Genomic DNA, 12474 nt, shown 5'->3' on the forward strand with positions numbered 1-12474 from the left:
ACCGATTCAACCAGCCGGGTCCGACGCGCACGGGCGACCCGCTCGCAGGGCCGCTGCGGGCGGGTCGCGGGACGGGCAGGGGAGCGGTGCGGTGCCGGGAGCCGGCGCGTGCGCGCGGTCAGCCGACCTGGTTGAGACGCAGCTGGTTGCCGGCCGGGTCGCGGAACGCGGCGTCGCGGATGCCGTACGGCTGGTCCGTCGGCTCCTGCACGACCTCGGCGCCCGCGGCCTGGAGCTTGTCGAACGTCGCGTCGAGGTCGGCGGTCGCGAAGACGAGCGTCGCGTACGTGCCCTTCGCCATCATCTCGGTGATGGTGCGCTTCTCGTCGTCGGTGACGCCCGGGTCGGCCGCCGGCGGGTAGAGGACGATCGACGTGCCCGGCTGGCCGGCGGGACCGACGGTGATCCACCGCATGTCGCCGTAGCCGACGTCGTTGCGGACCTCGAAGCCCAGCACGTCGCGGTAGAACGCGAGCGCGGCGTCGGGGTCGTCGTGGGGGAGGAACGTGTTGGCGATGGTGATGTCCATGCCGTTCACGCTAGGCGCGGCTCCGAGGGCGTCGCTTCTCGATTCCTGACCGGTCGCGTCACCTGCTTGGCGACGCACGACGGCATGCCCGCGGTGCTGTGCTCGGCGGACCCGCGGTACACGCTCGGCGGCACGCCGACGAGCTCGGTGAACCGCGTCGAGAACGTCCCGAGCGACTGGCAGCCGACCGCGAAGCAGACCTCGGTCACCGTCATGTCGCCGCGCTGGAGCAGCGCCATCGCCCGCTCGATCCGCCGCGTCATGAGGTACGCGTAGACCGACTCGCCGTACGCGGCCTTGAACTGGCGCGACAGGTGTCCCGCCGACATGTGCGCACCCCGCGCGAGCGCCTCGACGTCGAGCGGCTGCGCGTACTCCCGGTCGATCCGGTCGCGCACGCGACGCAGCCGCGCGAGGTCGCTGCGGCGCTGCTCGGCGTCGGCCCTGCTGGTCACGAGGTCGATGCTGCCACGGTCGGGCACCCCGCGTCCGCCCCCGCGCGACGGTCGTGAGCACGACCCGGCGCGGGCACGGGCGCTGCCCAGCGCCTGGACCGCGGGCGACCGCAGCGCCAGTCGGGGCCTATCTTGGCCCGGTGACTGCACCGCTTCCCCCGCGCGACGTGCGTCGCGGCCTCGCCCGGCACGACGTCCCCGAGCCGCTGCGCAACGACGTCCGCGTCCTCGGCGAGTTCCTCGGCCGGGTGCTGCGCGAGTCCGTCGGCCAGGACCTGCTCGACGACGTCGAGCGCCTCCGCGAGCTGGCGATCCGCGCGCACGACGAGCCGGACAGCGACGCGCTCGAGCAGGCCGAGGCCCTCGTCGCCGGCCTGTCCCTCGAACGTGCCGAGCAGGTCGCCCGCGCGTTCACCTGCTACTTCCACCTGGCGAACACGGCCGAGGAGTACCACCGCGTCCGCGTGCTGCGCGAGCGCGAGGCGAGTCTCGAGCCGCACGACCTCACCCCCGACGACTCGCTGCCGGCCGCCGTCGAGCGCGCGCGCGAGGAGCTCGGCGCCGACGAGGTCCGCGCGCTCGTCCAGCGGCTCGAGTTCCGTCCCGTCCTCACGGCCCACCCCACCGAGGCCCGGCGCCGCGCGGTGTCGAACTCGATCCGCCGCATCGCCGAGCTCGTCGGCGAGCGCGACGTCCGCAGCCGCGGCGGCATGTCGATCGCCGAGAACGACCGCCGTCTGCTCGCGGAGATCGAGACGCTGTGGCGCACCGCCCCGCTGCGGCAGGCCAAGCCCACGGTCCTCGACGAGGTCCGCACGGTCCTCAACGTCTTCGACTCGACGCTCGCCGACGTCCTGCCCGCGGTGTACCGCCGGCTCGACGACTGGCTGCTGGGCGACGACGCCGGCACCCAGGCGCCGGAGGTCCGGCCGTTCGCGCGGCTCGGCTCCTGGATCGGCGGCGACCGCGACGGCAACCCGAACGTCACCGCCGAGGTCACGCGCGCGGCCGCGACGCTCGCCTCCGAGCACGCGCTGACGGCCCTGGAGGCGTCCGCGCAGCGCACCGCCGCCGGCCTCACGCTCGGCACCGACATGACCCCGCCGTCGGCCGAGCTCGCCGCGCTGTGGCAGCGGCAGCGGCTGCTGTCCGAGGAGGTCACCGCGCGCGTCGCGGGCGAGGCGCCGAACGAGCCGCACCGCCGCGTCGTGCTCGTCCTCGCCGAGCGGATCGCCGCGACCCGCCGCCGCGACGCCGACCTCGCGTACGGGTCGCCCGAGGAGCTCGAGGCCGACCTGCTCGTCGTCCAGCGCTCGCTCGTCGAGGCCGGCGCGTCGCGCTCGGCGTACGGCGACCTGCAGCGCCTGCTGTGGCAGGTGCAGACGTTCGGCTTCCACCTGGCCGAGCTCGAGGTCCGGCAGCACTCGCAGGTGCACGAGTCCGCGCTCGCGGACATCGAGGCGAACGGCGTCGACGGCACGCTCGAGCCGCGCACGCTCGAGGTGCTCGACACGTTCCGCGCGCTCGGCACGGTCCAGCGCCGGTTCGGCATCGCCGCCGCGCGCCGCTACATCGTGTCGTTCACGCAGTCCGCCGAGCACCTCGGCGCCGTGTACCGCCTCGCGGAGCTCGCCTACGGCGGCCCCGACGACGTGCCGGTCATCGACGCGATCCCGCTGTTCGAGACCTTCGCCGACCTCGAGGCGAGCGTCGACATCCTCGAGGGCGCCCTGCAGATCCCGCAGGTCCAGAAGCGCCTCGCGGAGAACGGGCGCCGCGTCGAGGTCATGCTCGGCTACTCGGACTCCTCGAAGGACGTAGGCCCGGTCTCCGCGACGCTCGCGCTCGACACCGCGCAGCAGCGGATCACCGAGTGGGCGCGCCGGCACGACATCGTGCTCACGCTGTTCCACGGTCGTGGCGGCGCCCTCGGGCGCGGCGGCGGCCCCGCCAACCGTGCCGTCCTGGCCCAGCCCCCGGGCTCGGTCGACGGCCGGTTCAAGCTCACCGAGCAGGGCGAGGTCATCTTCGCCCGCTACGGCGACCCGGTCATCGCCGCGCGGCACATCGAGCAGGTCGTCGCCGCGACGCTGCTCGCGAGCACGCCGTCGGTCGAGCAGCGCAACGCCGCCGCGTCCGAGCGGTTCGCGGACCTCGCGAAGCAGCTCGACGTCGCGTCCCGCACCCGGTTCCACGACCTCGTGCGCGCCGAGGGCTTCCCGCAGTGGTTCGCCGAGGTGACGCCGCTCGAGGAGGTCGGCCTGCTGCCGATCGGCTCGCGCCCGGCGCGTCGCGGGCTGTCGGTGTCGTCGCTCGACGACCTGCGCGCGATCCCGTGGGTGTTCTCGTGGTCGCAGGCGCGGATCAACCTCGCGGGCTGGTACGGGCTCGGCACGGCGCTCGACGCCGTCGGCGACCTGGACGAGCTGCGCGCCGCGTACGCGCAGTGGCCGCTGTTCACGACGATGATCGACAACGTCGAGATGTCGCTCGCCAAGACCGACGAGCGGATCGCCGCCCGCTACCTGGCGCTCGGCGACCGTCCCGACCTGGCGGAGAAGATCCTCGCCGAGATGGCGCTCACGCGCCGGTCGGTCCTCGCGATCACCGACAGCGACGCCGTGCTGTCCCGGCGGCGCATCCTGGGCCGCGCCGTCCAGCTCCGCAGCCCGTACGTCGACGCGCTGTCGCTGCTCCAGCTCCGCGCGCTGCGGGGCCTGCGCACGGGCGACGCGACCGAGCAGGCCGACGACCTGCGCCGCCTGCTGCTGCTCACCGTGAACGGCGTCGCCGCGGGCGTGCAGAACACCGGCTGACGCACCACGTCCGGGCCGGCGCCCGGCTGCGCGACGCCCCGTGGCCCGACGGCCGCGGGGCGTCGCCGCGTCCGGGGATCGCTCAGCCCGGGAGCGACACGACTCGCGGCGGGTCCTCGCCGCGGGCCAGCGCGTCCAGGACGAGCCGCTCGTGCGGGACGACGGGCTCGGGCAGGCCGTCGAGCGGGAACCACCCGAGGTGCTCCGCCTTGTCCTCCTCCCGCCGCACCGGGTCGCCCGTCCACGCGCGCGCCTCGAAGAACACGTCGACGCGCTGCTCGACCGCCGGGCCGCCGCGCTCGAAGCGGTGCAGCGTCGTCAGCGGCCGCAGGTCCTCGACGCGCACGGTGACGCCCGCCTCCTCGGCGGCCTCGCGCACCGCGGCCTCGTGCACCGACTCGCCCGGGTCGACGTGGCCCGCGAGCACGGCCCAGTGCCCGTCGCGGTAGCCCGTCCCTCGGCGCAGCTGCAGCAGCACCTCGTCACCCCGCCGCAGGACGACGTACGCGGCGGCGACCAGCAGCGTGCGGTGCCCGAGGTGGTCGTCGGCGGCGTAGTGCTCGGCCGGGGCCGTCGGCGCCGTCGGGCCGGTCGTCGGTCCGGCGTCCGGCGTCGGGTCCGGGTCGGTGGGGGTGCGCGGCATGCGGGGCAGTCTGGCATCCGGGGGTCGCGGGCTGTCGGTGGTGCTCGCTACCGTCGAGACGTGACGCTGACCACCACCGAGCAGGACTTCGAGACGCTCGTCGAGCCGCTGCGACGCGAGCTCCTGGCGCACTGCTACCGCATGACGGGCTCGCTGCACGACGCGGAGGACGTGCTCCAGGACGCCTACCTGCGGGCCTGGCGGGCGTTCGACCGGTTCGAGGGGCGCTCGTCGGTGCGGACGTGGATGTACCGCATCACGACGAACACCTGCCTCACCCACCTGGAGGGCCGGTCCCGCCGCCCGCTGCCGACCGGGCTCGGCGCACCCGCGGCCGACCCGGCGGTCGAGCCGCGCGAGGAGCACGCCGTGTCGTGGCTGGAGCCGCTGCCGGACTCCGTCGTGTGGTCGACGGCCCCGGACGACCCCGCCGCGGACGTCGTGACGCGTGACAGCGTGCGGCTGGCGTTCGTCGCCGCGCTCCAGCACCTCACCGCGCAGCAGCGGGCGGTGCTCGTGCTGCGGGACGTGCTGCAGTGGAGCGCCGCTGAGGTCGCCGACGCGCTGGACCTGACCGTCGCGGGCGTGAACTCGACGCTCCAGCGCGCACGCGCGCACGTCGCGAAGCTCGACCCGGACGACGCCGGCACGCTCGACGACGAGCGCCGCCGCCGACTGCTCGACGCGTACGTCGAGGCGTTCGAGTCGTACGACATCGGCGGGATCGTCGCGCTCATGACCGAGGACGTGGTGTGGGAGATGCCGCCGTACCCGGAGTGGTACCGCGGCCGGGCCGACGTCGCCGCGCTCATCGGCACGTGGTGCCCCGCGAAGGGCCCGGGGGCGCTGCGGCTCGTGCCCGCGGCGGTCAACGGCCAGCCCGCGTTCGGCGTGTACCTGCTCGACCCCGACGGCGTGCACCGGGCGTTCCAGCTCGCGGTGCTCGACGTCGGTGCGGCGGGTGTGCAGCGCGTCGTCGTGTGGTTCGGCGTCGAGCGTCTCACCGCGTGCGGGCTCCCCGCCGAGCTCCCGCCCGAGTCGGCGCCGGCGTAGCCGCGGTCGGCCCGGGGTCAGGTGCCGGTCGGCCCGAACCGCTCGGTCCGGATGCGCTCCGGGTCGTGCCCGAGGTCGACGAGCAGGTCCGCGACCGTCTCGACGAACGGCGTCGGGCCGCACACGAAGACGTGCGGGCGCTCGTCGGGCGGGAAGCACGCCTGCGCGAGCAGGTCGGCGTCGACGCGCCCGACCCGCCCGGTCCAGCCGTGCGGGCCGCGGCGCGTCCACACGCGCGTGACGTCGACGTCGTCGAACGTGTCGAGCTCGTCGGCGTAGATCGCGTCGAGCGGCGTGCGGACGGACACGAGCAGCCGGAACGGTGAGCGCGACCGCGCCCGGCGCCGGGTCCGCAGCATCGACATGAGCGGCACGAGCCCGGAGCCGCCCGCGACGAGCTGCACCGGGTGCGGGTCGGTCGCGTGCCAGACGAACCAGTTGCCGATCGGCCCGCGCAGCTCGATCTCGTCGCCCACGACGAGGTCCTGCGTGAGGTAGGGCGACACCTCGCCGTCCTCGACGACCTGCACGGTGAGCGCGATGCGCTCGGGGGAGCCGTCGACGTCGGCGCCGGTGGGCAGCCCGAGCGTGCCGGGGGACGCGAGCGAGTACGAGCGCTGCGTCGAGTAACCGTCCTCGGCGGTCAGCCGCACGTCGACGTGCTGACCCGCCATCGCGCCGCGCCAGCCGGGCACGTCGAGCTCGAGGGTCGTCGCGGTGGGCGTCTCACGGCGCGTGGCGACGAGGGTCGCGACGCGCCACGGCAGGCGGTACGGGGCGTCGTCGGGGGAGACCGGGGCGGCCTCGTCGTCCGGCTCGGCGGTCAGTCGCCCCAATACCGCTGCTCCTTCCACGGGTCCCCGTACTGGTGGTAGCCGAGCTTCTCCCAGAAGCCCCACTGGTCGTCGGTCAGCAGGTCGATGCGGCGGACCCACTTCGCGGACTTCCAGAAGTACAGGTGCGGGATCAGCAGGCGCGCGGGGCCGCCGTGCTCGGGCGGCAGCGGCGCACCGTCGTACCGGTACGCGATCCACGCCTGCCCGCCGCGGAGGTCGGCGAGCGGCACGTTGGTCGTGTAGCCGCCGTCGCAGTGCGCGAGCGCGTATTGCTCGTCGTCCGCGACCTCGACCGCGTCGAGGAGGCGGTCGAGCGAGACCCCGCGCCAGGACGTGTCGAGCTTGGTCCACTTGGTGACGCAGTGGATGTCGACGACGACGTCGTCGGCGGGCAGCGCCGTGAGCTCCGCCCAGGACCATGTGGCGCGCGGCCCGGAGGCGCCACCGAGCGAGAAGGTCCACGTCGACAGGTCGGTGCGCGGGGTGGGCCCGGCCGACAGCACCGGGAAGCCGCGTTCGAGGTACTGGCCCGGTGGCAGGCGCGGGTCGGCCTCGCGTCGTCCGCGGAAGCCGCGGGAGACGATCGCCATCAGCGGTCGGTCGCGGCCGTGGCCGCGCAGGTCGGGACGTGCACGGGTGCGGGTGCCATCGTCGCTCCGGTCGGCTCGGGGGGCGTTCGTGGCCATCATGGGCCGCGCCCGGTGCCGTCCGCCAGAGCCGGACGCGACGTGACGGACGTCGCGGTGCGTCGCGCCGACCGAGGTCCGCGCGACGCACCGGTCGGCTCAGCCGCCCGAGGGTGCGCCCGCGGGGCGACCCGCACGGCCGCGGCCACCGCGACGGCCGCGCCGTCCCGCGCCCGCACCGGCGGAGGTGTCGGCCGGGGCGGTCGACGGCGTCGGGCCACCGGAGCTGTACCGCAGGGTGCTGGACGTGCCGCTCGTCGCGGAGCGCGTGCCGCTCGCGCGGCCGCCGCCGGTGGGGCGTCCGCCGTCGACCGGACGACCGGTGCCTCCGGCTCGCGCGCCGCCCGCGGCGCGCGAGCCGCCGCCGCTGCGAGCGCCGTTCGACGGGCCGGAGGTCGAGCCGCCACGGGCCGACGACCCGGCGCCTCGCCCGGCACCGCCGCGCCCACCGGACCCGCGCGAGCCGCCGCCCTGCGACGGGCGCGAGGAGGTGGGCCGCGCGGCCGGAGCAGCGGGGGCGGGTGCGACCGGGGCCGCGACCTCCCCGACGAGCGCGTCGAGGTGCGCGTCGCCGAGGGCGACGGGTCGCGGCTGCGCCGTGATCTTGGCGGCCCGCGTGAGGGCGCGGACGTCGGCGCGCTGCTCGGGGAGCACGAGGGTCACGACGTCGCCGCCGGCGCCGGCGCGGGCCGTGCGGCCGGAGCGGTGCAGGTACGCCTTGTGCTCGGCGGGCGGGTCGACGTGCACGACCAGGCCGACGTCGTCGACGTGGATGCCGCGCGCGGCGATGTCCGTCGCGACGAGGACGCGGACGGCGCCCGTCGAGAACGCCTCGAGGTTGCGCTCGCGCGCGCCCTGGCCGAGGTTGCCGTGCAGGTCGACCGACGGGATGCCGTCGGCGGTGAGCTGCTTGGCGAGCTTCTTCGCCTGGTGCTTGGTGCGCGTGAACAGCACGCGGCGACCGGTACCCGACGCGAGCGCGCGGACGACGGCCTTCTTGGAGTCGGCGTCGGCGACCTCGAGCAGGTGGTGCGTCATCGCGGCGACGGGGGACTGCGCGGTGTCGACGGCGTGCTCGACGGGCGTCGTGAGGTAGCGCTTGACGAGCACGTCCACGCCGTTGTCGAGCGTCGCGGAGAACAGCAGGCGCTGGCCCGTGCGCGGGGTGCGGTCGAGCAGTCGCTTGACGACGGGCAGGAAGCCGAGGTCAGCCATGTGGTCGGCCTCGTCGAGGACGGTGATCGCGACGTCGTCGAGCGACACGAGCCCCTGCCGGAGCAGGTCCTCGAGCCGGCCGGGGCACGCGACGAGGATGTCGGCGCCGCGCTGGAGCGCGGTGACCTGGCGGGACTGCGCGACGCCGCCGAACACGACGGTCGTGCTCAGGCCCGCGGCGGCGGCGAGCGGGGCGATCGTCGCGTCGATCTGGCTCGCGAGCTCGCGGGTCGGCGCGAGGACGAGCGCGCGCGGTCGGGACGGCGCCGTGCGGCGCCCGGCGGCGGCGGTGCGCGCGACGACCGGGATGGCGAACGCGAGCGTCTTGCCGGAGCCGGTGCGGCCGCGGCCGAGGACGTCGGTGCCGGCGAGCGAGTCGCGCAGCGTCGCGGTCTGGATGGGGAACGGGCTGGTGATGCCGTCGTCCGCGAGGGCGCGGACGAGCACGGCGGGCACGCCGAGATCGGCGAAGGTGGTCACAGGTGGGGGCCTCTCGGGGAGGGTCGTCGGAGCCGCCGCAGGTAAGACCGGGGGTCTCCACGACGCGGGGCGCGCGGGTGTCGCGCTGCCCGGGGATGCCACCAGGGTCTCACACCACGCCGCCGGCGTGCCTGTGACGTCCACCGCCGCGCCGGACCGCGGGCGCGGCGCGACCGGGTCGTCACGACCGCGGGCCACCTCCCGGGCGGGCGCGTCCCCGCTGGCTACGCTCGGGGGATGCACACCACGGGGTCCCGCGCGGGGCGGTCGGGCCGATGAGCGACACGGGCTACGGCGACTTCGAGTTCGAGCGGCGGTTCTACGTGGACCGACTGCCCACGGAGCTCCTGGAGGAGACACCGACGCTGATCGTGCAGAGCTACCTGCTCGCGCAGGACGGGTTCGCGGTGCGGGTGCGCGCACAGGCGTCGGGGATCGAGGGCATCGACCCGCACGCGGACGAGCTCGCGGTGCTGGAGGCGCACGTCGACGCGGTCGACTTCTGCGCGATCACGGTGAAGGGGCCCATGATCGAGGGCACCCGGTACGAGGCGGAGCGCGAGCTCGACCCGCTGGTCGCGGTCGAGATCGTCCGCCGGGCTCCGGCGCGCGTCGCGAAGCTGCGGCACTCGGCGTGGCTGGGCACCGACGGCTGGGTGATCGACGTCTTCGCGGGCGGCAACGCGCCGCTCGTCGTGGCCGAGGTCGAGCGGGGCGGGCCGGTCACGGACCTCGTGGTGCCGGAGTTCTGCACGACCGAGGTGACGGTCGACCCGCGCTTCGCGAACGACGGCCTGGCGCGGCGACCGTTCCGGGAGTGGGCGTCGGCGTGGCGCTCGGAGCTGCTCGCGACGGGCCCGCGGTTCCTGTCCGGCCTTGGCCACAACCACCTCCCGGGCGAGCCCGACTGACCCCGCGCGCGACCGTTCACGGGGCTGCTGCGGGAACAAAGTTGAAGGATCAACTATTGTAGGGAGAAGAGCCCACCCAGGAGGTCCACATGTCCACCGCTCCCGTCCCCGGCCAGGGGGCCGCCGTCCGCAGCGTCGCCCGTGCGCCGCACGACTCGATCGCCGCCGGCACCGGCATGGACGCCGTGACGCTCCTCGTCGGCGACCTCGACCGCCAGCTGCGGTTCTACCGCGACGCGATCGGCCTCGACGTGCTGCCCGACCCCGGCGAGCGCTTCGGCGACGCACGCCCCGACGTCGTGACCCTCGGCCGCGGCTCGACGCCCCTCGTGGTCCTGCGGCACACGCCCGACCTCCCGCCCGCGCAGCGCGGCGCGGCTGGCCTGTTCCACACCGCGCTCCTCTTCGACGACCGCGCCGGGCTCGCCGCGACGCTCGCCTCGGTCGCGCAGCGCGCCCCCGAGACCTACGTCGGCTCCGCCGACCACCTCGTGTCGCTCGCGTTCTACCTGACGGACCCCGAGGGCAACGGCGTCGAGCTCTACTGGGACCGCAGCCGCGACCAGTGGCAGCACGACGCCGACGGCCGCGTCGTCATGGACTCCCTGCGGCTCGACCCCAACGGCTTCGTGCGCGACCACCTCGCACAGGACCTCGACCAGCGGCCCGAGGGCGACGCCGTCGTCGGGCACGTCCACCTGCAGGTCGGCGACGTGCCGTCCGCCCGCGCCTTCTACGTCGACGCGCTCGGGTTCGACGTCACGGCCGAGTGGCACGGCGCGCTCTTCGTGTCGGCCGGCGGCTACCACCACCACCTCGCGATGAACACGTGGAACAGCGCGGGCGCCGGCCCGCGCGCGTCCGCCCTGGGCCTCGGCGAGGTGCGCATCGTCGTGCCCAGCGCGGACGACCTCGGCGCGCTCGCGGACCGCGTGGCGTTCACCGGCACGCGTCCCGTCGACGACGGCGCGACGCTGCTGTTCGAGGACCCGTGGCGCAACGTCGTCCGGGTCAGCGCGGCGGCCTGACCCGACCGGCACCGCCGCGGAGGAGCGGCCGCCGCCTCCCGCGGGACGACCGCTCGACCGCGGCGGTTCGCTCAGGCCGTCCAGGCACGGTGCTTCGGGGCGAGGGCGCGACGGACCGCCCGCGCGGCCTCGCGCTCGGCCGACTCCGCGGCCGCCTGCTCGAGCGCGTGCAGCCGCCCGAAGGTGAACGCGTTCTCGCCGTCCAGGTGCGCCTGCACGCCGAGCCGCCGCAGCGTCGCCCGGCGCACGACCGTGTCCTGCTGACGGCCGAGGACGTCCTGCACCGCGTGCGCCCTCGACGCGCTGCGCCGCGCGGGGCGACCGACGACCGGCGCCGCCGTCGTCGCCGCGTACCGCGCCCGGCGGGCGGCCTTGCGCAGCGCGTGCCGTGCGACGTCCCGCGCCTCGCCCGTCGCGTCGTCGGCCTCCCGGGCCCGGCGCTCGAGCCGACGCCACGCGCGCGCCACGCGGCGAGGGAGGACGTCCACGGCGTCGTCGTCCGCGCGCGGACCGCGCGGCAGCGCCGTCGACCACGCGTCGAGCGTCGTGAGCAGCCGCAGGTGCTCGGGCGCGTCGAGCAGCGCGACGGCACGCACGAGGGCCTCGTCGCGGGCCGCCGACCGGTCGTCGACGACCCGGCGCTCGACGGGACCGAGCACGAGCTCCACCGGCTCGGCGGCGAGCCGCTCGAGCAGGGCAGCCTGCTCCACGAACGGGTCCCGCGCGGCGCCCAGCGTGCGTCCGACCTCCCGCAGGTCGTCGCGCACCGGGTCCGTCACGCCGCGGTCCACGACCGGGCGGAAGACGCCCAGCGTCGTGCGGAGCCGGCGCACCGCGACGCGCGCGTCGTGCACGGCCTCGTCGTCGCCGAGTCGCACGCCCGTCTCCGCGGCCAGCAGCCGCTCGACGTCGCGCGCGACCCGCGCACGCACCGCCTCCGCGGCCGTGCCGTCCGCCGGCTCGGGCGACGGCGGCGCCGGGACCGCCGCACCGAGCGCTCGCCGGAGCTTCGACGTCGCCCGCGGCACCCCGCCCGCCGCCGCCAGCGCCGCACCGGCGGCCGCGAGCAGCGCGTCGTCGCCCGCGACGAGCTCGACCTCCCACTCGCGCCAGCGCGCCAGCGCCCCGGCGTCCGCCGACGCCCGCGTGCCGTCGCCGGCCGGAGCATCGCCACCGCCGGGACCGTCGCCACGGCCCGGATCGTCGCCACCGCGCGGACCGCCGTCGCCCGGACCCTCGTCGCCCGGACCCTCGTCGCCGGGACCGTCGCCGCCGGGACCGTCGCCACCGCCCGGACCGCCCTCGCCGTCCGGTCCGGCGTGCCGGGGCGTGCGCGCCTCGACGACGTCGTCGGCGACCTCGGCGAGCACCGCGCCGTCCTCGTCGAGCAGCAGCGTGACCGTGCGGGTCGTCACGAGCTCGACGACCGGCTCGGGCGCCGCGTCGCGCAGCCGTGACCGGACCAGCGCGACGAGCTCGTCGGGCGGCGTCGCGGACGTCAGGTCGGCGCCGTGCTCGGCGCGCCGCCGCCCCTCGTCGCCACCGCCCAGCGGCACCTTGAGGTGCCAGCCCGCGTCGTGGCCGCCCGTGCGCCGCCGCATCGAGACCCCGGCGCGGGCGAGGTCGAGCCGGGGCGAGTCCCAGTACACGGCGACCAGCCGGTCCGGGTCACGGTGCTCGACGCGCGCGACGCCCGGCACGCCCGCGAGGTCGGGCAGCGGGGCGTCCGGCGGGACCTCGAACGCGGTCTCGACCTCGTGGTGCGCCATGCGTCGAGCCTCGCACCCCGCCCGCGGCGCCGCCCGGCGACGGGCGTGCGCGA

11 protein-coding genes are annotated in these 12474 nt (G+C 76.1%); 4 read left to right on the plus strand and 7 right to left on the minus strand.

Features of this window, described 5'->3' with window-relative positions; translation table 11 throughout:
* Positions 1 to 118: 118 nt before the first annotated feature.
* Both OOT42_RS07700 and OOT42_RS07705 read right to left on the minus strand, forming a co-directional pair.
* The gene (locus tag OOT42_RS07700; RefSeq protein ID WP_273654286.1) at positions 119 to 529 is read right to left on the minus strand and encodes a VOC family protein; all 411 of its coding nucleotides are present in this window, start codon (positions 527 to 529) and stop codon (positions 119 to 121) included.
* A 5-nt stretch (positions 530 to 534) separates the two neighbouring features.
* Positions 535 to 984, minus strand: coding sequence for a helix-turn-helix transcriptional regulator (locus OOT42_RS07705; protein ID WP_273654287.1), 450 nt, complete (start codon positions 982 to 984; stop codon positions 535 to 537).
* 140 nt (positions 985 to 1124) lie between these two features.
* On the opposite strand from OOT42_RS07705, the gene OOT42_RS07710 reads away from it, so the two are divergent.
* The gene (locus OOT42_RS07710) at positions 1125 to 3800 is read left to right on the plus strand and encodes a phosphoenolpyruvate carboxylase (RefSeq protein WP_273654288.1); all 2676 of its coding nucleotides are present in this window, start codon (positions 1125 to 1127) and stop codon (positions 3798 to 3800) included.
* 82 nt (positions 3801 to 3882) lie between these two features.
* On the opposite strand, the gene OOT42_RS07715 is transcribed toward OOT42_RS07710, so the two are convergent.
* Complete coding sequence (locus OOT42_RS07715; RefSeq protein ID WP_273654289.1) at positions 3883 to 4443, minus strand: NUDIX domain-containing protein; 561 nt, start codon at positions 4441 to 4443, stop codon at positions 3883 to 3885.
* A gap of 60 nt (positions 4444 to 4503) precedes the next feature.
* Here OOT42_RS07715 and OOT42_RS07720 point away from each other — a divergent pair, with 60 nt between their 5' ends.
* Positions 4504 to 5496, plus strand: coding sequence for a sigma-70 family RNA polymerase sigma factor (locus tag OOT42_RS07720; protein ID WP_273654290.1), 993 nt, complete (start codon positions 4504 to 4506; stop codon positions 5494 to 5496).
* Between the two features lie 17 nt (positions 5497 to 5513).
* Here OOT42_RS07720 and OOT42_RS07725 read toward each other — a convergent pair whose 3' ends face one another.
* The 3 genes from OOT42_RS07725 to OOT42_RS07735 form a co-directional block, all read right to left on the minus strand.
* Positions 5514 to 6332, minus strand: a complete 819-nt coding sequence (locus OOT42_RS07725; RefSeq protein ID WP_273654291.1) for a ferredoxin reductase — start codon at positions 6330 to 6332, stop codon at positions 5514 to 5516.
* Positions 6320 to 6922 (minus strand): sulfite oxidase-like oxidoreductase, encoded by a 603-nt coding sequence (locus OOT42_RS07730; protein ID WP_273654292.1) that lies wholly within the window; start codon positions 6920 to 6922, stop codon positions 6320 to 6322. Before OOT42_RS07730 ends, OOT42_RS07725 begins: the two co-directional genes overlap by 13 nt.
* 195 nt (positions 6923 to 7117) lie before the next feature.
* On the minus strand, positions 7118 to 8713 hold the full coding sequence (locus OOT42_RS07735) for a DEAD/DEAH box helicase (RefSeq protein ID WP_273654293.1): 1596 nt from the start codon (positions 8711 to 8713) through the stop codon (positions 7118 to 7120).
* A 275-nt stretch (positions 8714 to 8988) separates the two neighbouring features.
* Here OOT42_RS07735 and OOT42_RS07740 point away from each other — a divergent pair, with 275 nt between their 5' ends.
* Complete coding sequence (locus tag OOT42_RS07740; RefSeq protein ID WP_273654294.1) at positions 8989 to 9624, plus strand: hypothetical protein; 636 nt, start codon at positions 8989 to 8991, stop codon at positions 9622 to 9624.
* A gap of 89 nt (positions 9625 to 9713) precedes the next feature.
* Positions 9714 to 10652, plus strand: a complete 939-nt coding sequence (locus tag OOT42_RS07745; protein ID WP_273654295.1) for a VOC family protein — start codon at positions 9714 to 9716, stop codon at positions 10650 to 10652.
* A gap of 71 nt (positions 10653 to 10723) precedes the next feature.
* On the opposite strand, the gene OOT42_RS07750 is transcribed toward OOT42_RS07745, so the two are convergent.
* The gene (locus OOT42_RS07750) at positions 10724 to 12421 is read right to left on the minus strand and encodes a CYTH and CHAD domain-containing protein (protein WP_273654296.1); all 1698 of its coding nucleotides are present in this window, start codon (positions 12419 to 12421) and stop codon (positions 10724 to 10726) included.
* Positions 12422 to 12474: the final 53 nt, after the last annotated feature.

It is taken from the genome of Cellulomonas fimi (genome assembly GCF_028583725.1).
Lineage (GTDB): Bacteria > Actinomycetota > Actinomycetes > Actinomycetales > Cellulomonadaceae > Cellulomonas > Cellulomonas fimi_B.

Excerpts from the sequence above, each read along its gene's own strand:
- OOT42_RS07700 (WP_273654286.1), bottom strand. The coding sequence starts at position 529 with ATGGACATCACCATCGCCAACACGTTCCTCCCCCACGACGACCCCGAC.
- OOT42_RS07715 (WP_273654289.1), bottom strand. The coding sequence starts at position 4,443 with ATGCCGCGCACCCCCACCGACCCGGACCCGACGCCGGACGCCGGACCG.
- OOT42_RS07730 (WP_273654292.1), bottom strand. The coding sequence starts at position 6,922 with ATGGCGATCGTCTCCCGCGGCTTCCGCGGACGACGCGAGGCCGACCCG.
- OOT42_RS07740 (WP_273654294.1), top strand. The coding sequence starts at position 8,989 with ATGAGCGACACGGGCTACGGCGACTTCGAGTTCGAGCGGCGGTTCTAC.
- OOT42_RS07745 (WP_273654295.1), top strand. The coding sequence starts at position 9,714 with ATGTCCACCGCTCCCGTCCCCGGCCAGGGGGCCGCCGTCCGCAGCGTC.
- OOT42_RS07750 (WP_273654296.1), bottom strand. The coding sequence starts at position 12,421 with ATGGCGCACCACGAGGTCGAGACCGCGTTCGAGGTCCCGCCGGACGCC.